Here is a 21049-nt window from a genome sequence, read left to right as displayed (position 1 = left end):
AGCCGGCTTTCGTCCTTCAATTAATTAACTACAATACTTAACCCCCCCCTGCCATGTGCGGCATTGTTGCTTATTTGGGCCATCGTGAGGCCTGCCCCATTATTCTCAAAGGCTTGCACCGGCTCGAATACCGGGGCTATGACTCCGCCGGGGTCGCGCTGCTCAACGGCGAGCTTACCGTCTATAAAAAGAAGGGAAAGGTTAGTGATTTAGAGTCTTTTATTGCCACCAAAGACACCCACGCCAACGTGGGCATGGGCCACACGCGCTGGGCCACCCACGGCGAGCCCAACGATGAGAATGCCCACCCCCACTATTCCACGTCGGAGCGCATTGCCATCATCCACAACGGCATTATTGAGAACTACGCGGCGCTGAAAACGCACTTGCAGCAGCAGGGCCACACGTTCCATTCCGATACGGACACGGAGGTTTTCGTGAACCTGATTGAGGAAATTCAGACGCAAAACCATTGCTCGCTGGAAGAGGCCGTGCGCTTGGCCCTGCACGAAGTGGTGGGGGCCTACGCCATCGTGGTGCTCAGCAAGGATGCCCCCAACCAGCTCATCGCCGCCCGCAAAGGCTCGCCGATGGTGATTGGCATTGGCGAAGGCGAGTTCTTTATTGCCTCCGATGCCACGCCCATCATCGAGTACACCAACGAAGTGGTGTATGTGAATGACTACGAAATCGCCGTTATCCGCGACGGGCAGCTGGAGATTCGCAGCCGCGAAGACGTGAGCCAGACGCCCTACATCCAGAAGCTGGAAATGGAGCTGGACAGCATCGAGAAGGGTGGCTACGAGCATTTTATGCTGAAGGAGATTTTCGAGCAGCCGCGCTCCATCATGGATTCGATGCGCGGCCGTTTGGAGCTGGAAGCCGGCCACCTGAACATGGGCGGCATCCGGGCCTACGAGCAGAAGTTTGTGAATGCCCAGCGCATCATCATCGTGGCTTGTGGCACTTCCTGGCACGCCGGCCTGGTGGCCGAGTACCTGATTGAGGACTTGGCCCGTATTCCGGTGGAAGTGGAGTACGCGTCGGAATTCCGCTACCGAAACCCCATTATCACGGAGCGCGACATCGTAATTGCCATTTCGCAGAGCGGTGAAACGGCCGATACGCTGGCCGCCATCGAGCTGGCTAAGAGCAAGGGCGCTACCATCTTCGGGGTGTGCAACGTGGTGGGCAGCAGCATTGCCCGCGCCACCGATGCCGGGGCTTACACCCACGCCGGCCCCGAAATCGGGGTGGCTTCCACCAAGGCCTTCACGGCCCAGGTAACGGTGCTGACGTTGCTGGCCATGATTATGGGCCAGAAGCGCGGCACCATCACCGACACCAAACTGCGGGAGCTGATGGTGGAGTTGGAGACGATTCCGGCCAAGGTAACCAAGGCGCTGGAGCTGGACACCGAAATCCGCGCCATTGCCGAAATCTTCAAAGACGCCACTAACTTCCTGTACCTGGGCCGCGGCTACAACTTCCCGGTGGCCCTGGAAGGCGCACTTAAGCTCAAGGAAATCAGCTACATCCACGCCGAGGGATACCCAGCCGCCGAGATGAAGCACGGCCCCATTGCCCTGATTGACGAGAACATGCCGATGGTGGTAATTGCCACCCGCGACAGCTCGTACGAGAAGGTGGTGAGCAATATTCAGGAAGTGAAGGCCCGCAAGGGACGCATCATCGCCATCGTGAGCGAGGGCGACACCGTGATTCCGGCCATGGCTGAGTTCGTGATTGAAGTGCCCCACACCAGCGAAGTGCTGATGCCGCTCGTATCAGTGATTCCGCTGCAATTGCTGAGCTACCACATTGCCGTGCTGCGCGGCTGCAACGTGGACCAGCCCCGCAACCTCGCCAAATCGGTGACGGTGGAATAGCCTATTACCTTGGCCTGACTGATGGGAATAGTTATTAACCACACTGTGCAAGCTTCTTAATGAGCAGTTCCACGAGCCGTATCGTGTGCCTGTTCCAACGCCACCAAAACCTGCTGATTACCATCAGTTTGGTTTTGGTGGCGTTGCCTTTTGTAGGACTGTCCTTTTATAACCACCCTTCGCTGGATGACATTCTGGATGCAGTTAAGGTAAAAGAAGTAGGCTTTTGGCAAGCGCAAAAGTATTTCTACAATGCACACACCGGCCGGTACACGACCACGGTCCTGCTGGCTTCGATTAATCCGCTGTTGTACAGCCGCCTGGAAGCTCGCTGGTGGTGGGTGGCGCTGGTTTTTATTACCGGAACGCTGCTGGTGTTACGGCTCTGTGCTACAAGGGTACCGGGTATTTCGGCCGGTGGAGTGTGGCGACTGGCCGGCGTGGTACTGGGCCTGTGGCTGGCCTATGCGCCAGGTCAGGCGGAGGGGCTGTATTGGTTCACAGGGGCCTATACCTACGTCATGACGGCGTGGCTCCTGCTGCTATGGATGGTTGCCCTGAGCCGCTATGCGGCGGCACGACCAGGTAGTACAAGCCGGCGGAGCTGGTTGGTTGGGCTAGCCGGGCTGACTCTTGCCGTAGCAGGCACGACGGAGCCGGTGGCCTTGCCTTTCCTGCTGGCCCTGCTTGTGGGAGCTGGCCTGAGCCTGTGGTACCGCCAGGGCCGAGTGCTGGTCCTGCTAGCCGTGTTGGCAGCGGTGGGCAGCGCAGTGTCCTTTACTGCCCCCGGGAATTTTGTGCGCATGACTGACATGGGCAATTCGTTCGGCATTGTAAAAACGCTGGTGTACTCGGTCGCAACTACCGGGTATCTGCTCCTGACATGGGCCAGCAACCCCGTACTGCTGGTAGTATCGGCGTTGCTCCTGCCCGCCATGAACCGCATAGCCCGGCAGCGCGGCCAACTGCTGGTGGTCACCTTGGCGCGCGTGCCCGCCGGGGTGCTCGCGGCCAGCCTAGCTGTGTTGATGGCGGCGGCCAGCAGCCCGGCCTTTTATGCCAGCGGCACAGGGCTGCCCCTGCGTGCCCGCACGACCTTATACTTGCTTTTCCTAGTTGGTTGGTTTGGCGTGTTGCTGACGTGGTGCTGCCGGCAGGTAGATTTAGGGCAACCTTCAGCGGTGTTGAGGGGGCTGATTACAAGCCGAATGACCCCGCTGTGGGTTGGGCTGTTGGTCATTTTCTTCGTGGCTGACTACAATGTGCAGACCCGGGCCACCATGCTCGGCCAGGGCAGCAACAATGTCGTACGCGCCTACCGGCAATGGCTGGGGGGCGAGGCGGCCCGCTACGATGCCGAACTACGCGCCCGCTACCAGAGAATCCACGCGGGCGGGCCCGTGGTGGAAATACGGCCGTTGCTCAACCGGCCGGACCTGCTGTACAACTCTGACTTCACCAATGCGACAAGTCCTGGCACCTTGCAGAACTACGCCCGTTATTTTGGCGCGAAGCAGATAATAGATGCTCCCACTACTAAAGCTGGGGCCAAGAATTAAGCTTGATGTACGCCGCGCGCCGTTACTTTGGCATTGAAGCAATAACCCTCCGCACTATGGCGCACCAAATTATCCTCACCGACCAGGCTCCGGCCCCAATTGGCCCCTACTCGCAAGCCGTGAAGGCGGGCAACACCGTGTACGTTTCGGGCCAGATACCGCTGGATGCCGCCGGACAGCTGGTGACCGGCGATGTAGCCGCCCAAACCCACCAGGTGCTCAAGAACCTGACGGCCGTGCTGGCCGCCGCCGGCCTGGCGCTGACCGACGTGGTGAAGTGCAGCATCTTCGTGAAGGACCTCGGCAACTTTGCCGTCATCAACCAGGTGTATGGGTCGTACTTCGACGAGGCCACGGCCCCGGCGCGGGAAACGGTGGAAGTGGCCCGCCTGCCACGCGACGTGGAAGTGGAAATTTCCTGCGTGGCCGTAGGGGCATAATATTCAGGGGGAACGGGCGTTGCGTTGGAAACAATTCTCACCCCGTTCCCCTCATCGCATGAAAGAACTTGGACTCGGACTGCTCATTATTGGGCTTATTTCGCTGGCGCTGCCATTCATCAACCCCAACGTACACTACGTTTTCCTGACGTGGATTGATAAGTGGGGGTCGGCCGTGGCCTGGGGCATTCGCGGCGGCATCACGCTGCTGGGGCTGGTGCTCTGGCTGGGCTTTAAAAATCGGGACTGATTTTCATTTGACAATTAACAGCCATTCAATAGCCCCGACAGGCACGTTGGACAGCTGTTAAATGTTAATTGATAATTGTTAAATGACCCCGACCTTTGCGGCGCGTTCCGAACTCCGGAGCGCGCTTTTTTATTGCCATGACTGAGAGAGAAGTTCGGGTGCGGTTTGCGCCCTCGCCCACCGGGCCGCTGCACATTGGCGGCGTGCGCACGGCTTTATACAACTACCTGCTGGCCCGCAAGCTGGGCGGCAAGATGCTGCTTCGCATCGAGGATACGGACCAGAACCGCTTCGTGCCCGGCGCCGAGGAATACATTCTGGAGGCGCTGGCCTGGTGCGGCATCGTGATTGACGAAGGCGTGGGCGTGGGCGGCCCCCACGCGCCCTACAAGCAGAGCGAGCGCAAGCCCATGTATAAGCAGTACGCCGACCAGCTCATTGCCGACGGCTACGCCTACTACGCCTTCGATACGCCCGAGGAGCTGGACGTGATGCGCGCCCGCCTGCAAGCCGCCAAGGTGCCCAACCCGCAGTACAACTCCATCACCCGCGCCCAGATGCGCAACTCTCTCACCCTGCCCGAGGACGAGGTGAAAGCCCTGCTCGACGGCGGCGCGCAGTACGTCATTCGCCTAAAAGTGCCCCGCAAGGAGGAGGTGCGCTTCCAGGACCTGATTCGCGGCTGGGTGGTGGTGCATTCGAGCGCCATCGACGACAAGGTGCTGATGAAGTCGGACGGGATGCCGACCTACCACTTGGCCAACATCGTGGACGACCATCTAATGGAAATCTCGCACGTTATCCGGGGCGAAGAATGGCTGCCGAGTGCGCCGTTGCACGTGCTGCTGTACCGCTACCTGGGCTGGGAAAAGACCATGCCGCTGTTTGCCCACCTGCCCCTGCTGCTGAAGCCCGACGGCACCGGCAAGCTGAGCAAGCGCGACGGCGACCGCCTGGGCTTCCCGGTGTTCCCGCTGGAATGGCACGGCACGGACGCCGACACCGGCGAGGCGACCCTGAGCCGCGGCTACCGCGAAGACGGCTACCTGCCCGAGGCCCTGGTGAACTTCCTGGCCTTCCTGGGCTGGAACCCCGGCTCGCAGCAGGAGATTTTCTCGATGGACGAGCTGATTCAAGCCTTCTCGATTGAGCGCGTGAGCAAGTCGCCGGCCAAGTTCGACCAGAACAAAGTGAAGTGGTTCAACGAGCATTACCTGCGCGCCAAATCCAACGCCGAGCTGGCGCCCTACCTGCTGGAAGCCCTGCACGAGCACGCCATTGTGTGCACCCAGGAGAAGGCCGAGCAGATTGTGAGCGTGATGAAGGAGCGGGTGAGCTTCCCGAAAGACTTCTGGCAGGAGGCCAAATATTTCTTTCAGGCCCCCACCGAGTACGACCAGGCCGTGGTGAGCAAGCGGTGGAACCCGGAAGTGAGCGCGGCACTGGCCGCCTACGCCGAAGTCCTGCCCGGCGCACCGGAGGTTTCGGCCGAAGGCCTGAAGGTCTTGTTCAACACCACCGTGGAGACCCAGGGCCTGAAGCCGGGCCAGGTACTGCAAATGCTACGCGTGGCCGTGACCGGCGGCGCGGCCGGCCCCGACTTGTTCGAGACGTTGGCCATTCTGGGCACGCCGGAAGTGGCCGAGCGCCTGCGGGCTGCCGTGGCCACGTTGCCCGTGGCATAAGCCCGGGACTCCGCATCTGACCGTGAAATATAGCCGCCGGCCCGAAAGAGCCGGCGGCTATGTTTTTGTTGCCGAAGCGCCAGAACGAGAAGGGTACTGCCCTCAGCCGAGCGCCCGCCCCGATAGAAGCCAAAGCGGCGAGCGGCGGCTTTTCGGGTTCGGAAGGGCGGCCTACCACCCGGACGTGTTATTTTCGCGTAAGCTGCTGGAACACCACTCTCAGCCCAGACCCTCATCATGGCCAAGAAACCCGTTAAGCCCAAGCAAAAGCCTGACCCCGACAAAAAAGCCCGCGTCCACAAAGAATTGGAAGGCTTTGAAATTGGCGTGAACCCCTTGGGCGAAATCACCTCCAATTACTCCATCGAGCAAATCAACCAGTTCCTGGGCCGCCACGTGCGCGACAAAAAGCTGGTGGACCGTGCCGGCCAGTTCGGCGAGAAGCCCGGCCCCGGCGAAACCGAGGACGAGGCCTTCCCCATCGCCGACGCCGAACACTCGCCCGACCCCGAGCCCGAAGAAACCGACGAGGATTTCATGAAGCGCACCAGCCGCGAGGCCAAGCGCAAAAAAACCGTGGGCGACCCCGATAAGGAAGCCGCCGACACGCGCGGCGAGCTGCCGCAGGAAGAGTAGCACTGCCCGCGCCAGCCACCAATACCACCAGCCCTACAGCGTATTGGTGGTGCCGGTGCGCCGCCCCTGCTCAAAGGTTTCGACCTTGAGCAGTTGGCCGTCGTGGTAGGTTTCGGTGCGGATGCGCCGGTTGCCCTCATAGGTTTCCACCTGGGTGAGGTGGCCGTGTTCGTAGGTTTCGGCGCGGGTCAGGGTGCCGTCGGTGTAGGTTTGGATGCCCGTAGTCTGGCCATTTTCGGTGTAGCTCGTCCAGGGCCCGAACCAGAAAAAGCGCGGAACCTGGTTGCGGCCCGTCACCCATTGGGCACCGCCCCGGCGCGCTACCTGCCCGCCCGGGTACCAGTACGTCACTTCGCAAAGCCCATCGCGGCCGTAGCGTTCCGAGTGGTCCAGCTTGCCTGTAGGGGCGTAGTAGAGGAAGGTGCGCACGGGCCGCCCGTGGCGGTAGCGGCCCGCCGTGAACGGCTGCTTGTGCGTGTTGGCCGAGTCGTAATACGTGCGCCAACGGCCCTGCTCCCGGCCGTGGTGGTCGAAGCGGTTGGGCTTCCAGAACCCACGCGGGCCGTAGTGGGCAGCAGGGTGCGAACCGGCGCAGGCGCTCAGCGCCAATGCATAAGCAGCAATCAAAAGCACGCGGGGAAGACCCATAGCAAGCAATGGTTGAGTTAACTATAAAATTAGTTGAAAACTCATTACCCAACGCGGCCCGGCCAAAATATTGTGCGCCCCCTGGAGCCCCGCTCGCTGCGAAATATGCGCCTGCGCCTATCTTTGGCTCCTCCAATCACTCCCTGATTACTCCCATGGTTTCCCACGACGTTGACTACCGCATTCTTGGCTCCGACATTCAGGTGCTGGAAATTGAGTTGGACCCCAACGAGACCGTTATCGCCGAAGCCGGCGCCATGGTGTACATGGAAGAAGCCATCGCGTTCGAAACCAAGATGGGCGACGGCTCCGAGCCCGACCAGGGGCTGATGGGCAAGCTGTTTTCGGCCGGCAGCCGGCTCCTCACCGGCGAGTCGCTGTTTCTCACGCACTTCACGCACCGCGGCAGCTTCGGCAAAAGCAAAGTGGCGTTTTCAGCCCCCTACCCCGGCACCATTATTCCCATTGAGCTGAGCACCATGCCCGCCGGCCTCATCGTGCAAAAAGACGGTTTTCTGGCCGCCGCCCGGGGCACCAAAATCAGCCTGCACTTCAATCAGAAATTCGGAGCGGGCATGTTCGGCGGCGAAGGCTTCATCCTCCAAAAGCTGACCGGCGATGGCCGCGCCTTCGTGCACGCGGGCGGCACCATCATCGAGAAACGGCTCAACAACGAGCTGTTGCGCGTCGATACCGGCTGCGTGGTGGCCTTCGAGCCAAGCATTGATTTCAGCGTGGCCCGGGCGGGCGGCCTGAAATCAATGATTTTTGGGGGCGAAGGGCTGCTGCTGGCCACGCTGCGCGGCAGCGGCCGGGTCTGGCTGCAATCCATGCCCGTCAAAAAACTCATCCGCGCCTTGGCCCCCGGCGGCGGCAACGCGCAGAAGGAAAGCGGAGGCGTGCTCGGCGGCCTGCTGGGCGGCATTCTGGACGAGTAGCCCGGCCCCTGCGGCCTGAGCTTCCGGCGCTAGTTGATTTCCTTGTGGGGTATCTGCGACTTGGGGATGCTGTTTTCGTGGTCTATCAGCCCCTTAATGGCAAACCCGAGGGCCAGCAGCAGCAGCAGGCCCACGCCCACGGCCATCCGCAACAAGAACTTTCGCTCCTTGGATTCGTCGTGCTTGCGTCGGTCGACCTCGCGACGCTCATTACGGGATTTATATGGGCGCTGATACGCCGGTTTCTTAATGACGGGAGCCGTGGTGGTGTGAGACATAGGGGAGGGAATATTAAGGTAATATTACTCATTTATCCTGATTATAATCTCATCAGTCCGACCAAAACCGCTTCTGCTCGATGAGTTGTCTTTTTTTTCCCCTGCCAATGGCTATTGTGCACCTTACTACCTGATTCCTAGCCCTGGCCGGCAGTCGTTTCGGCGGCAGCTACCAGCACGGCTTCCAGCACTTCGCGCGAGTTGAGCAGGCGTGGCACTTTGTGCTGCCCCCCCAGCTTGCCCTGGCCCGCCAGCCACGCGTCGAAGGTGCCGACGGGTACGGCCCGTAGCTGGGGCGGCGCCAGGGCGAGGCTGCGGTGGCGTTTGGCAGCGTAGTCCGAATTCACCTCGCATAAGGTCGCGTCGAGCACGGCACCGAACTGAACCAAATCGGGGCTGGTGGAGCCGGGCGCAAATTCCACCACCCATTCGTGGCCCCCGCGCGAAACCGCGCTGCCCACGGCGAACCAGACGGGGGCGGCCGTGAAATCGCGCACGGCCGTGCCAGTGGCCCGGCTGGCAGCAGCCACGGCCGCCTCCGCATTTTCGATGACGACTTCTTCGCCAAACGCGTTGAGGAAGTGCTTGGTACGCCCCGTGATGCGCACCCGGTACGGGGCCCGCGAGGTGAAGCGCACGGTGTCGCCCACCACGTAGCGCCACAGCCCGGCGTTGGTGCTGATGACCAGGGCGTAGGGCCGGTGCAGCTCCACTTCGACCAGCGGCACGGGGCGCGGGGAGGCGGTGGCCCACTGGTCGGCGGGCAGGAATTCGTAGTAGATGCCGTGGTCGAGCAGCAGCAGCAGGTCTTCGCTATCGGGCTGGTCCTGAATGGCAAAGTAGCCTTCCGACGCGCTATAGATTTCGAGGTAGCGCATCCGCGCATCCGGAATCAGTTGGCTAAACAGCTCGCGGTACGGCCCAAATGCCACCGCGCCGTGCAGAAACAGCCGCAGGTGCGGCCACACCTGGGTGATGTCGTCGGCCCCGGCCAGCGCCACCACGCGGCGCAGCAGCACCACCATCCAGGTGGGCACGCCGGCCAGTACCCGCACGTCCTGCCGGAGCACGTGGGCCGCGATGCGCTCAATCTTTTCTTCCCACTCGTCCAGCAGGGCCAGCCGGAGCGGGGGGGTACGCAGCTGCTCGGCCCAGCGCGGCAGCTGCGCCATGATAACGGCCGACACATCGCCGGTGCGGGAGGCCGGCTCCTGCGGCCGAAACGGGTTGGCGGTGTGGGCGCCGCCCAACGACAGCGTTTTGCCGGCCAGCAGCCGCTCGCTCGGGTACAGGTGGGTGCTCAGGGCCAGCATGTCGCGGCCGGCGCGGTAGTGGCCGTGGTGCAGCGCCTCGGGCGTGACGGGGATGAACTTGCTGCGGGCGTTGGTGGTGCCGCTACTCCTGGCAAACCAGCGCGGGCGGCCCGGCCAGAGCACATCGGGCTGGCCGCGCAGCACTTTTTCCAGCTCCGGGTACAACTGCTCGTAGGTACTCACGGGCACGCGCCGGGCAAACTCGGCGGGGCTCATTTTCTCGTTGAACCCGTAGCGCCGGCCCCACTCCGTGCCCCGCGCCCGCGCCAGCAGCCCCCGCAGCAGCCGGGCCTGCACCTCGTGCGGCTGCTCACGGATGCGGGCCAGGCGGGGCAAGCTGCCCCACTGGACGGCATGAGCAAGTAGCTGGTCGAGCATAGGCGGCGGGGATGTTTTGAGAAAAGAAGACAAATGAACGTCATGCTGCGCGCAGCCGAAGCATGACGCTCGCATTATTGAACGACTGAACTACCACCACACGCGAGATGCTTCGGCTGCGCGCAGCATGACGTTCTGCTTCTTGATTACCCCTGTTCTCACACGTTGCGCTTCAGCTCGAAGTTCTTGCCGAGGTACACGCGCCGCACGGTTTCGTCGCCGGCCAGCTCTTCGGCGGTGCCGGCCTTGAGGAGCTTGCCTTCGAAGAGCAGGTAGGCCCGGTCCACGATGCTGAGGGTGGAATTCACGTCGTGGTCGGTAATGAGGACGCCGATGTTGCGGTGCTTGAGCTTGGACACGATGCCCTGAATTTCTTCGGTGGCGATGGGGTCGACGCCGGCGAAAGGCTCATCGAGCAGCACGAACTTGGGGTCGACGGCCAGGGCCCGGGCAATTTCGGTGCGGCGACGCTCGCCGCCGCTTAGCACCTTGCCCAGGTTTTTGCGCACGTGGGTGAGGCTGAATTCTTCGAGCATCTCCTCCACTTTCTGGCGGCGGGCTTCCTTTTTCATGCTCGTCATTTCGAGCACGGCCATGATGTTTTCCTCCACGCTCAGGTCGCGGAACACGCTGGCTTCCTGCGCCAAGTAGCCCACGCCCAGCCGCGCCCGCTGGTAGATGGGCATGGTGGTAATTTCGGTGCTGTCGAGAAAAATGCGGCCGGCGTTGGGCTTCACCATGCCCACCATCATGTAGAAACAGGTGGTTTTGCCCGCGCCGTTGGGCCCGAGCAAGCCCACGATTTCGCCCTGCTCCACAGTCACCGACATGTCGTTGACAACGGTGCGGGCTTTGTATTTTTTGACAAGGTGGTCGGCACGGAGAATCATGGCAACAAAGGTACAGGCTGGCAGCACGGGAGCCGAATGCCGAAAGCAAACGATTGGGCAAGGAAAATATTCGGCTTGCCTAACACTTGACGTGAAAATTTCCGTTACTTTTAGCCCCTACAACCTAACCCACCCTCAATATTTCTTTTTTATGACAATAAAAACACTACTCCTCATGGGGGGTACGCTGCTGGCCAGCGTGTCGGCGGCCTCCGCCAGCGGCTTTCAAGTGAACCTAGGCGGGCAGAAAAACATCGGTATGGGGGGCGTAGGCGTGGGCTTGTCGCTCGACCAGGCCGCTATGTTCTACAACCCCGGCGCCCTGGCCATGGTGCGCGACAACGGCGTGCAAGTGGGCGTGAACGCGGCCCTGGCCCGGTCCAGCTTCCGCGGCGACAACACCGGTATCCAGCAAAGCCTCGACAACAAGCTCGTGGTGCCCTTCAACTTCTACGCCGGCTTCGGGCCCAAAGACGCCAAATACAAGTTTGGCGTGGCCGTGTACACGCCCTACGGCAGCACCCTGAAGTACGCCGATGGCTGGGAGGGCCGCTACGCCCTCACCGAAATCACGCTGCAATCGGTGTACGTGCAGCCTACCGCTTCGTACGCCATCACCCCTACCCTGAGTGTGGGCGCGGGCCTGATGATTCTGGCCTATGGCTCGGTGAACCTGCAAAAAGACCTGCCGCTGCCCACCGGCCCCGGCCACATCACGCTCGACGGCAAGACCAAAACGCAGTTCGGCTACAACGCCGGCATTTTCTTTAAGCCGTCGGACAAGCTGAGCGTGGGCATAAGCTACCGCTCCAAGATTGACGCCACCGTGGACAACGGCAGCGTTACGTATTCGGGGCTGCCGGCCACGGGCTCGGCCAGCGCGGCCCTTATCAACCGCAGCTTCACGGCCACCAGCTTCACGGCCACGCTGCCCCTGCCGGCCGTGGCCAGCATCGGCATCGGCGTGATGCCGAATGAGCAGCTGACCATCGGTCTGGACGCCTCGCTCACGTTCTGGAGTGCTTACCGCACCCTGGACTTCGGCTTCAGCGGTAACAACGGCAACGGCACCACCGACGGCCTGGTGGGCGGCAACAACTTCAGCACCTCGAAGCGTTTTTATCAGGATGCGCTGGCCTTCCGCCTGGGTGGCCAATACAAAGTGGACGATAAGCTGACCGTGCGCTTAGGTACGGCGTACGACTTCTCGGCGGTGAAGGACGGCTACGTGGGCCCCGAAACCCCGGATGCCGACCGCGTACAAGCCACCGCGGGCCTGTCGTACCTGGTCACGGAGCATTTCGGCGTGGACGCCTCGTTTCTCTTCGAAGCTTTCCGTCAGCGCACCCAGACCCAGGGCCAACTGCTCGACAACGGCACCACGGACCGGGTAGCGGGCACGTACCGCACCGACATCTTCATTCCCGGCGTCGGCCTGCACTACAAATTCTAAGCCTTTTCCCACCCGATTCCAGTACCTTCTCACATGAAATTCTTTATCAAGTGTACCGCTCCGGTAGTGGGCCTGCTGGGCCTGGGTTTGGCCGGCTGCCAGCCCGACATTGACGCACCAAAAGTATCGGCCGGCTCGGCCGATTTCTCCAGCTACATCGCCATTGGCAACTCGCTCACGGCGGGCTACTCCGATGGTGGCCTGTACCGCGAAGGCCAGCTCAACTCCTACCCGAACATCCTGTCGCAGCAGTTTGCCCAGGTGGGCGGCGGCAGCTTCGTGCAGCCCCTTTTCACCGAGGCCCAGAGCAACGGCTCAGGCTACCTGAAACTGACCGGCTTCACGGCCACGGGTTCGCCCGTTACAGCCAACGTGACCACGAGCCTGGCCCTGCGGGGTGGCACGGCCGCCGCGCCGCTGTACACCAAGTTCACCGACCCGATTAACAACCTCGGGGTGCCCGGCATTCGCATGTCGGACATTCTGACGCCCGGCTACGGCAGCGTAGCGGGCAATCCTTACTTCGAGCGCATCACTCTCGATACCACGCCGCTGCAAACCTACTTGCAGCGCGTGCAGGCCACGGTGGCCTCTCTCAAACCCACCTTCTTCACCGAATGGCTGGGCAACAACGACGTGCTGGGCTACGCCACGGCCGGCGGGGCAGCCAGTTCGCTGACCCCGGTAGCTACTTTCACCACCAACACGGGCCTGGTGCTCGATGCCCTGGTGGCGGGCGGGGCCAAAGGCGTAGTTTCGACCATTCCTGACGTAACCGGCATTCCCTTCTTCACCACGGTAGGGCCGAGCTTTAAAGCCACCCTCGTTGCGAACAGCGTGCCCGGTGTGGTCGCGCTGACCGGCGCTGCTGCTGGCAATGCCGCTTCGGGCAACCGCAAGTCGATTGCCACCGCCGACATTCGCGATGCCAGCGGCGGACGGCAGCTATTCACGCTCACTTCTTCGGCCTTTCTGGGCTTGCTGGGCCGGCCCACGGGTGCGCCGTGGCGCTACCTGCTGGCGCAAGCCAACCAGCCCCGCGCAGCCCTAGGACCTTACCTGACCTCGTTTGGCATCGATACTACGCAAGCGTTTGGCGCTACCGTCGGCAACCCCATTCCAAGCGCCTTTGTGCTCGACGATGTGGAGCAAGGCCTGGTAGCCTCGGCCACGGCATCGTTCAACTCGGCGCTGACCACTGCAGCTACGTCGCGGAACTTGGCCATTTTCGATGCGAATGCCTTCTTCCGCAACGTGGCTGCCAACGGCTACGTAGCGAATGCCGCCAACAACACGGCCGGCTACCTGTCGGGCAACCTGTTCGGCCTCGACGGCGTGCACCCCACCCCGCGCGGCTACGCCGTGGTGGCCAACGAAATCCTGAAGGTTATCAACGCCAAATACGGCAGCTCCTTCCAGGGCGTGAACGCCAACCTTTACCGCGGCGTGGTATTCCCGTAGTAATTTCTCACCTAGCAACCAACGAAAAGAAGCGCCTTCCCCGGCTGGGGAAGGTGCTTCTTTTTTGTGTCTTATTAATCAGCAATTTAAATCCGCTACCTTGCCGAGGTAATGACTTTTGGTGAAACGGATTGTCTCACCACCCTTTTCAGCTGCTTATGAAAAACCGCTTCCCTAACCTGATGCTTCGGAAAATCTCACTGCTTTCGGCGGGAGTGGCTATCGCGCTGGCCGGCTGCCAGAAACACACCGAAGAACCTGCACAGCAGGCCTCTACGGCCGATTTCTCCCGCTACATTGCCGTGGGCAGCTCCTTTACGGCCGGCTACGCCGACGGCGGCCTGTGCCGCGAAGGCCAGATGTACACCTACCCCAACATCCTGTCGGAACAGTTCCGGGGGGCCAACGGCAGCGATTTCAACCAGCCGTTCTTCAACATCGACTACGCCAACGGCTCGGGCTACCTGCACCTGACCGGCTACACCACGGCCACGGCCACCGCGCCCATTATGCCCGTTCTGGTGCCGGTGACCACCAGCTCGGGCATCCGGACGGCGACCCCGCAGGTGCTCTACGCCAAGTATGTAGAGCCGATAAACAACCTGGGGGTTCCCGGCCTGCGCATGGCCGACATTGAAACCGTGGGCTACGGCGGCCTCCTGGGCAACCCCTACTTTGAGCGCATCACGCCCACTGCCACGCCCAACCAAACCTACTTGCAGCGCGTGCGGGCCACGGTGACCGCCATCAAACCCACCTTTTTTACCGAGTGGATGGGCACCAGCGACGTCTTTGACTTTGCCATGGCCGGCGGGGCTTCTGCCACCGCTCCACTGACGCGCACGGACACATTTACGCTCAAAACCACCCGCCTGCTGGATGCGCTGATGGCTGGCGGCGCCAAAGGGCTTATCAGCACCATTCCCGAGGTCACCAGCCTCCCGTACTTCACCGCCGTGGGCCCCAGCTTTAAGGCCATCCTCACGGCCCGCAGCATATCGAGCCTGGTGGTGATGACCGGGGCCGTAGCGGGCGGCGCCACCTCGGGCAACCGCAAGGTGATTACGACCGCCGACATCCGCGACGCCAGCGGCGGCCGGCAACTGCTCACCCTGCCGTCGGCAGCCTTTCTGGGGTATCTCAACCAGGCCACCGACGCGCCCTGGCGGTACGTGTACGCGCAAAGCGGGCAGCCCGCCGCCGGCTTCGCCGCTTTCCTGACGGCCAATGGCGTTGATACCACGCGGCCGTTCGGCACCGACGCCCTCAACCCCATTCCCAGCGCCTTTGTGCTCGACGACGTGGAGCAGGCGCAGGTAGCGGCCGCCACCACGGCATTCAACCTGGTTCTGGTGAACGCGGCCACGGCCCGCAAGCTGGCCTTGTTCGATGCCAATGCCTTCTTCCGCACCGTGGCCAGCGGCGGCTTTGCCACCAGCGCCGCTACTAGCACGGGCACCTACCTGGCCGGCAACATCTTCAGTCTCGATGGCGTGTACCTCACCCCGCGCGGCTACGCCACCCTCGCCAACGAAATTTTTACGGCCGTTAGCACCAAATACGGTGGAAATTTCCGGACCGTCGACGTCAGCACTTACCGCGGCAGCCCACGCTAAGCGCAGTAGTTAGCCTTTCGCCACCAGCACGTCAGGCGAGCTGTGGCGCGAGCTGGCCGGCAATATGCGCGGCAATGAGCTGCGCGTGGTGCCGGCCGTTCTCAATAAACCAGCGGCTGGTGGCCCGGCCGCCGCACACGGTGCCGGCCACGAACACGCCGGGCTGGGTGGTTTCGTGCGTGGCGGGGTCGAAGAGCGGAGCGCGGGCTTCGTCGGCCGGGTCGGGCTCCACGCCGAGGCGGCCGAGCAGGGCCTCGTCGGGGTGGTAGCCGGTGAGGGCATACACGAAATCGGTGGCGATGCGGAGCGGCCCCTCGGGCGTGAGGACTTCCACCGCCTCGGGCGTAATGGCCGTGATGGTGGTGTTGAAATGCGCCGTGATGCGGCCCTCGGCAATGCGATTGACGAGGTCGGGGCGAATCCAGTATTTCACGGAGTTGCTGACCTCAGGGCCGCGCACGATGAGCGTGACCCTGGCCCCGGCGCGGGTCATTTGCAGCGCGGCTTTGGCCGAGGAATTCTTCGCGCCGATGACGACGACGTGTTGCAGGACGTGCTGGTACGGCTCTTTGTAGTAGTGGCTGACGTGGGGCAAGTCCTCGCCGGGCACGTTGAGCGGGTTGGGCAGGTCGTAGAAGCCGGTGGCCACGATGACGTTGCGGGTCCGGATTTTGCCCTGGCTGGTTTCGACCAGAAAATCGCCCTGCTCACCGCTCATGCTCAGCACTTTCTCGTGCAGGCGGATGGTCAGCTTTTCGTCGCGGGCCACGCGCTGGTAGTAGTCGAGGGCATCTTCGCGCAGGGGCTTGTAGTGCGCGGTGGGAAACGGGTAACCGCCGATTTCGAGCAGCTCGGGCGTGGAGAAAAACTCCATGTTGGTGGGGTAGCCCACCAGGGAATTGACCAGCGCGCCCTTTTCCACGATGGCTGCTTTGAGGCCTTTGCGCTGGGTTTCGAGGGCGCAGGCGAGGCCCACGGGGCCGGCGCCGATGATGAGAACGTCGAGCATACGATTAATTGATTGACTGTCGGCACACGCCACGGCGCGTTCGGCCATTGAACAGCCGTGGTTTGAAATTTTACTGCCGCTGGCACGCACTTGTGTTCCGGCAGTGCAACGAGTGAACGCACCGTGGTGCGTTCCTACCTTTGCACCATGCGTACCTGCGACCTGTGCGGCAGCACCGATTTTAAGAAGCTGCCCTTTTACTACGAATTTGAAGGCCAACGGCTGCAAGGTACCCAGTGCCGCAGTTGCGACCTGATGTTTCTCGACCCCCAGCCCACACCCGCGCAGCTGGAGCGGCTCTACGGCAAGGACTATTTCACCGAGCGCCCCAACTACGACCGGACCCAGCAGGACGTCGTTTTCATCGAAGAAGGCCAGAAGCAGAGTGCTTTAAACCACGTCCGGCCCGACAAGTTCACGAACTATATTCTGGCGAAGTACCCCGGCCGCAAGTTCCGCTACCTCGACGTGGGCTGCGGCCCCGGCTACACCCTCAAAAGCCTCGAAGCCCTGGGCTGGGAGGCCCACGGCCTGGAAATATCCGAGCACGCGGCCGATTTTGCCCGCCGCGAGCTGCACCTGCCGGTGGTGACGGGCAACATCGAAACCACCGAGGACTTCCGCGAAAACCAGTTCGACCTCGCCTACATGGGCGACGTGCTGGAGCACCTGCTCTCGCCCAGCGCCACGCTGGCCAAGTTCCACCGCATTCTGGAGCCGGGTGGGCTGCTGGTGCTGGCCCTGCCCGCCACCCTCAACCTGCCCACCGTGCGCCTGGGCTTTGCGGCATATGGGGCGCTGGGCAAGGAGCGCAAGATGGATATTCCGCCCTATCACCTCTTCGAATTCACGCCCGCTACCATCACCAAAATGCTCAAAAAGCAGGGTTTTGAAGTGGCAGAATTGCTGAACCCGGTGAAGCCGCCAAAGAATATCCGCCTGGGCGGCAGCGTGGTGGAGAAGGTGAGCAAGCTGGCTGGCCAATACCCCACGTATTACCTGAACAAGCTGACGGGCCGGTTTGGCGACCGGATGTTTGTGGTGGCGCGGAACGTGAAGTAGAACGATAAAAAAGAACGTCATGCTGAGCGAAGCCGAAGCATCTCTACCACATTAGTAAGTTAATTACTATTGCGGTAGAGATGCTTCGGCTTCGCTCAGCATGACGTTCTTGGTAGCTGGCGGTTCATTCGCGGACTGAAAGTCCGCTACAGCTTAATCGTGCGCTTGCTCACAATCTGCCCGTTCACCGTGACAGCGGCGATGTAGAGACCGGCGCTCAGGCGGGTACCATCGACGGCGACGGAGTGGGCGCCGGTGCTGAAGGTCTGGTTGGTGACCACGCTTTGCACGCGGCGGCCCATTTCGTCGAACAGCTCGACCGTGACGGCACCGGGCGCGGGCAGCGTGAAGGCCACGTCGAACCGGGTGCTGAACGGCACGGGGCTGAGCTGCAAGCCCGTAGCGTTATCGGGCTTGCCGGGCAGGGTGCGCAGGGTGATGGTGGTGAAGAAGTTCGTCAGGCCCAGGAAGCGGGCCATGATGGGCGTGATGGACGTGTTGTCGAGCAGGCCCTGACCGGTGATGGCCGCCGCGTCGGTGGGCAGGTTGGTGTTGTCTTCGGCCCCGACCCAGATGTCCTGGGGCGTGTGGTTGCCGGGCGTGGCGCCCTGGTTGGTGCCCACGCCGGTGCTGGCGCGGGTGCCGTTGCCGTTGGTGAGCGGGTTCGAGCCATAAGCCACCACGATGCGCTTGCCCGTGGCCGAAGCCGGCTGCGGGTAGTCCTTACCCTGGAAGGTATTCATCACGTAATCAGGGAACCAGCCGCCCGCGCCGCCATCGCCGCGCACGAGGTTGGTGGGGGTGGCATAGCCCGCCTCGGCCGCTACCGACTTGCCAATCTGGCCCGAATACGTCCGGATTTTGGTGCCGTTCTGCTGGGCGTCGGCCTCGTCGTGCAGGCCCGTCACGGCGAAGCCGCCGCACTCGTGGTCGGAAGTGCTAAAAATCAGGGTTTTGCCGGTGGTAGTGGGCGTGGCGAGCAGCGCACGGCCCTCGGCCACGGCGTAGTCGAAGGCCATCACCTCCTTAATCATGTAGTCCGAAGCGTACACGTTGGCGGTGCGCACCGTGGTGGGCGTGGCGATGTAGTTGGCCTCGCCGCCGCCGGGGGCATAGGTCGGCTTGTCGGCATCGACGGTGTACTGGTTGCCGCCGGCGGGGTTGGCCACCACCGAGATGCCGCCGGTATTGGCGTGCTCCAGGTGGTCGATGCGGCCGGCTTCCACCATCAGGAAGAAGCCCTTGCCGTTGCTCTTGGCTTTAAGGACTTCGATGGCCATGTGGGTCATCTCGGCCAGCGAGGGCTCCCAGGCGGCGCTGGTCTGGCGGTCCTGCTCGTAGTTGACGTGCGAGGCGTTGAACAGGCCCAGCAGCTTCTTGCCGCCGGGGCCGTACTGGCTGAGGTTGATGTTGTTGAGGGCGTCGCGGCTGTTCACGTAGCCGTAGTTGCGCTGGGTCACGGCGTAGCTCACCAGGTCCACGTCATCGGCGCGGTTACCCTTGAGGGTGGCGGCCACGCCGGTAGCGGGGTCGATGATAGCCGCACCGTTGCGGTCCACAATGGTTTCGTAGGTGCTGGCCGCCGTGCGGGTGCGGGGCATGAAATGCCGGGCCCCGCCGCCGAGCAATACGTCCAGTTCTACGCCTACTTTGGGGGCGGGCAGCACCCAGTCGCGGGCCGCTGTGTAGCGGTACGAGGCCGTGGGGCTGCTGTTGAAAATGGCTTCGTACTGCGTCTCCGTCGAGGCAATGTACTGGGCCGAAATGTAATCCTCCAGGTCGCGGAACCAGATGTGGCTGGCGAAAGCGGCCGGCGTGGCGTGCGTGATGCGGGCCGTGCTCACCAGGCCCACGGCATAGCCCTGCTTCTTGGCGGCTTCGAGAATGGTTTCGATGGCCGCGCCCGTGCCGGGGTTCAGGGCGATGACTTCGTTGTCCTGCTTGCCGGGCTTGCCGCAGGCATACACCGACGCGCCGGGGGCCGAATCCGTAATCCAGGAGTTCAGCGAGTGGGTGGTGACGGTGGCGTTGTATTTCAGCTTATCCAGGTTCAGCACCTGAAAGCCGGCATCGGAGGGGAAGCGCTTGCCCGTGGTGCCCTGGCCCATGGCCATGCGCGCGGCCGTTTTGGGAGCCAGCCCGAAACCGTCGCCGATGTAGATGATGACGTTGTTATTAGCCCCCGAAGCCTGGGCCCGGGCTTCCTGCCGGGCCGCCAGGGCGGACAGTAGCAGCCCGCCGGCGAGTAAAATTTTCGCTTTCATAAAACCCTGTAAAAAACGTGAGGTGATTAGTATGCGGCCGCAAAATTGGGCAAATGATATGAGGCGGCGATTACGCTCTCATCAATCCTTCATTATTAATTAAACCCTATTTACCATATTTGATAACGATTACATAAACAGTAGTTTATGAGCATTTTATACCTTTGCAGCGCCCATTACAGTGCCGCAATCCCATGCATTATTCTCGTAAAATACCGCTATTCAATCGTCTCCGCCCGGCGCTGCTGAGCCTATTGCTGCTGGTAAGCTTCGGTGGCGCGGCGCTGGCCACGCCCCGGCCCCACTACGCGGTGGCCGGCCACGAAAAACCGGTAGCCCTGCTGCACGCCGGCAAGACGACCTACCTCGTCACGGAGCACAGCGTGTTCCGGCTCGAAGGCGGGGAATTTGTGCGCAAAACGCAGTCTGTCAGCGCAATTCAGTGCGCCACCCTGGCCGATACCGCCCTCTGGCTGGGCACCCACGCGGGCGTGCTGCGGCTGAACACGGCCACCTTCCGGCCGCGCCCTGTGGCCTTGCCCGGCACCGACGCGGCGGCCAATATCACGGCGCTGTTCCGCGATGCGCGGGGCGCGGTGTGGGTGGGCGCCAACGGCTCCGGCGTGTTTCGCTGGACCAACGATGCTTTCACCCAGGAATTGAAAACGCCCGCCATCAACGGCGGGGTGGCCACGGCCGATAGCTCTGTCTGGATTGCCACCAGCATTGGCCTGAACCACAAGCAGCACGGCGACTGGACGCGCTACAACGAGGAAGGCGTGGCCAACCACGAAATCCCCGACAACATCGTGGAAAAGCTGCTCCCCGACAACGCCGGCAACCTCTGGGTGGTGATGTCGGACGCCATCTGCGTGTTTGAAGGCGGCGGCCGGCGTGCCGAAGCCGAGGCGGAACTGCCCACCGTGAAATTCCTGGGCCGTCCCGGCAACGAGCTATCCAGCGTGGCCTACCTACCCGGCGCGGGCCGCCTCTTCGCCACTACCAACGGCCTCCTGCTATTGCCCAACGAGCCGGCCAGCTTTGCCAGTTTCACCCCCGCTACCGACAAGATTGAGCCAAAACGCCTGTTATTACCGCTGCCCAAACTACCTAGCGCAGGCATCCCCGTTTTACTGGAAGTCGACCAGCAGCAACGTCTGTGGATGGTGGGCACCGAGGGCGTTACGGTGCTGACGGCGAAGGAATTTCAGCGGTTTGTGCAGGCGCAAGCGGCGAATAAGAACGAATTCGCACGCAAATAGCCAACTACAAAACCCCTC

General features: G+C 62.2%; 18 protein-coding genes. 12 read left to right on the top strand and 6 right to left on the bottom strand.

The genetic code is table 11. From position 1 onward, the window contains the following. Positions 1–53: 53 nt before the first annotated feature. The 6 genes from glmS to J4G38_RS01545 all read left to right on the top strand — a co-directional run bounded on the left by glmS (position 54) and on the right by J4G38_RS01545 (position 6459). Positions 54–1889 (top strand): glutamine--fructose-6-phosphate transaminase (isomerizing), encoded by a 1836-nt coding sequence (gene glmS, locus J4G38_RS01570; protein ID WP_210514527.1) that lies wholly within the window; start codon positions 54–56, stop codon positions 1887–1889. A 59-nt stretch (positions 1890–1948) separates the two neighbouring features. Then, a complete protein-coding gene (locus J4G38_RS01565; protein WP_210514524.1) occupies positions 1949–3448 on the top strand; it encodes a DUF6056 family protein in 1500 nt (499 codons plus the stop codon). Between the two features lie 56 nt (positions 3449–3504). Continuing rightward, positions 3505–3888: a Rid family detoxifying hydrolase gene (locus J4G38_RS01560; protein ID WP_210514523.1), complete on the top strand. Its 384-nt coding sequence runs from the start codon at positions 3505–3507 to the stop codon at positions 3886–3888. A 58-nt stretch (positions 3889–3946) separates the two neighbouring features. Further along, positions 3947–4138 (top strand): hypothetical protein, encoded by a 192-nt coding sequence (locus tag J4G38_RS01555; RefSeq protein ID WP_210514520.1) that lies wholly within the window; start codon positions 3947–3949, stop codon positions 4136–4138. A 137-nt stretch (positions 4139–4275) separates the two neighbouring features. Next, on the top strand, positions 4276–5823 hold the full coding sequence (gene gltX / locus J4G38_RS01550; protein WP_210514518.1) for a glutamate--tRNA ligase: 1548 nt from the start codon (positions 4276–4278) through the stop codon (positions 5821–5823). A 237-nt stretch (positions 5824–6060) separates the two neighbouring features. After that, positions 6061–6459, top strand: a complete 399-nt coding sequence (locus J4G38_RS01545) for a hypothetical protein (protein WP_210514515.1) — start codon at positions 6061–6063, stop codon at positions 6457–6459. A 33-nt stretch (positions 6460–6492) separates the two neighbouring features. Here the strand turns inward: J4G38_RS01545 and J4G38_RS01540 are convergent, their stop codons facing one another. Further along, the gene (locus J4G38_RS01540; RefSeq protein WP_210514513.1) at positions 6493–7107 is read right to left on the bottom strand and encodes a toxin-antitoxin system YwqK family antitoxin; all 615 of its coding nucleotides are present in this window, start codon (positions 7105–7107) and stop codon (positions 6493–6495) included. A gap of 155 nt (positions 7108–7262) precedes the next feature. On the opposite strand from J4G38_RS01540, the gene J4G38_RS01535 reads away from it, so the two are divergent. Continuing rightward, positions 7263–8045 (top strand): TIGR00266 family protein, encoded by a 783-nt coding sequence (locus tag J4G38_RS01535; RefSeq protein WP_210514511.1) that lies wholly within the window; start codon positions 7263–7265, stop codon positions 8043–8045. A 29-nt stretch (positions 8046–8074) separates the two neighbouring features. Here the strand turns inward: J4G38_RS01535 and J4G38_RS01530 are convergent, their stop codons facing one another. The 3 genes from J4G38_RS01530 to lptB form a co-directional block, all read right to left on the bottom strand. Beyond that, complete coding sequence (locus J4G38_RS01530; RefSeq protein ID WP_210514509.1) at positions 8075–8323, bottom strand: hypothetical protein; 249 nt, start codon at positions 8321–8323, stop codon at positions 8075–8077. 137 nt (positions 8324–8460) lie between these two features. Then, entirely contained in the window at positions 8461–10014 is a 1554-nt protein-coding gene (locus tag J4G38_RS01525; protein WP_210514507.1) for a GH3 auxin-responsive promoter family protein, read from the bottom strand. Between the two features lie 158 nt (positions 10015–10172). Further along, positions 10173–10904, bottom strand: a complete 732-nt coding sequence (gene lptB / locus J4G38_RS01520; RefSeq protein WP_210514505.1) for an LPS export ABC transporter ATP-binding protein — start codon at positions 10902–10904, stop codon at positions 10173–10175. A gap of 151 nt (positions 10905–11055) precedes the next feature. Between lptB and J4G38_RS01515 the strand changes: the two genes are divergently transcribed. The 3 genes from J4G38_RS01515 to J4G38_RS01505 all read left to right on the top strand — a co-directional run bounded on the left by J4G38_RS01515 (position 11056) and on the right by J4G38_RS01505 (position 15434). Further along, complete coding sequence (locus J4G38_RS01515) at positions 11056–12357, top strand: OmpP1/FadL family transporter (protein WP_210514503.1); 1302 nt, start codon at positions 11056–11058, stop codon at positions 12355–12357. Positions 12358–12390: 33 nt separating this feature from the next. Then, positions 12391–13818, top strand: coding sequence for an SGNH/GDSL hydrolase family protein (locus J4G38_RS01510; protein ID WP_210514501.1), 1428 nt, complete (start codon positions 12391–12393; stop codon positions 13816–13818). 158 nt (positions 13819–13976) lie between these two features. Next, positions 13977–15434 carry a hypothetical protein gene (locus J4G38_RS01505; RefSeq protein WP_210514499.1) on the top strand — a complete coding sequence of 486 codons (1458 nt, stop codon included), beginning with the start codon at positions 13977–13979 and terminating at the stop codon, positions 15432–15434. A 31-nt stretch (positions 15435–15465) separates the two neighbouring features. Here the strand turns inward: J4G38_RS01505 and J4G38_RS01500 are convergent, their stop codons facing one another. Beyond that, complete coding sequence (locus J4G38_RS01500) at positions 15466–16443, bottom strand: YpdA family putative bacillithiol disulfide reductase (protein WP_210514497.1); 978 nt, start codon at positions 16441–16443, stop codon at positions 15466–15468. A 147-nt stretch (positions 16444–16590) separates the two neighbouring features. Here J4G38_RS01500 and J4G38_RS01495 point away from each other — a divergent pair, with 147 nt between their 5' ends. Next, on the top strand, positions 16591–17505 hold the full coding sequence (locus J4G38_RS01495; RefSeq protein ID WP_210514495.1) for a class I SAM-dependent methyltransferase: 915 nt from the start codon (positions 16591–16593) through the stop codon (positions 17503–17505). Positions 17506–17651: 146 nt separating this feature from the next. Here the strand turns inward: J4G38_RS01495 and J4G38_RS28845 are convergent, their stop codons facing one another. Beyond that, the gene (locus J4G38_RS28845; RefSeq protein WP_210514493.1) at positions 17652–19769 is read right to left on the bottom strand and encodes an alkaline phosphatase; all 2118 of its coding nucleotides are present in this window, start codon (positions 19767–19769) and stop codon (positions 17652–17654) included. Between the two features lie 194 nt (positions 19770–19963). On the opposite strand from J4G38_RS28845, the gene J4G38_RS01480 reads away from it, so the two are divergent. Further along, a complete protein-coding gene (locus J4G38_RS01480) occupies positions 19964–21031 on the top strand; it encodes a hypothetical protein (RefSeq protein WP_210514491.1) in 1068 nt (355 codons plus the stop codon). The last annotated feature ends 18 nt before the right edge of the window (positions 21032–21049 follow it).

The organism is Hymenobacter terricola (assembly GCF_017921975.2).
Taxonomy (GTDB): domain Bacteria; phylum Bacteroidota; class Bacteroidia; order Cytophagales; family Hymenobacteraceae; genus Hymenobacter; species Hymenobacter terricola.
Note: the sequence above shows the minus strand (reverse complement) of the source record. Positions and strands in the feature narration are given on the sequence as shown.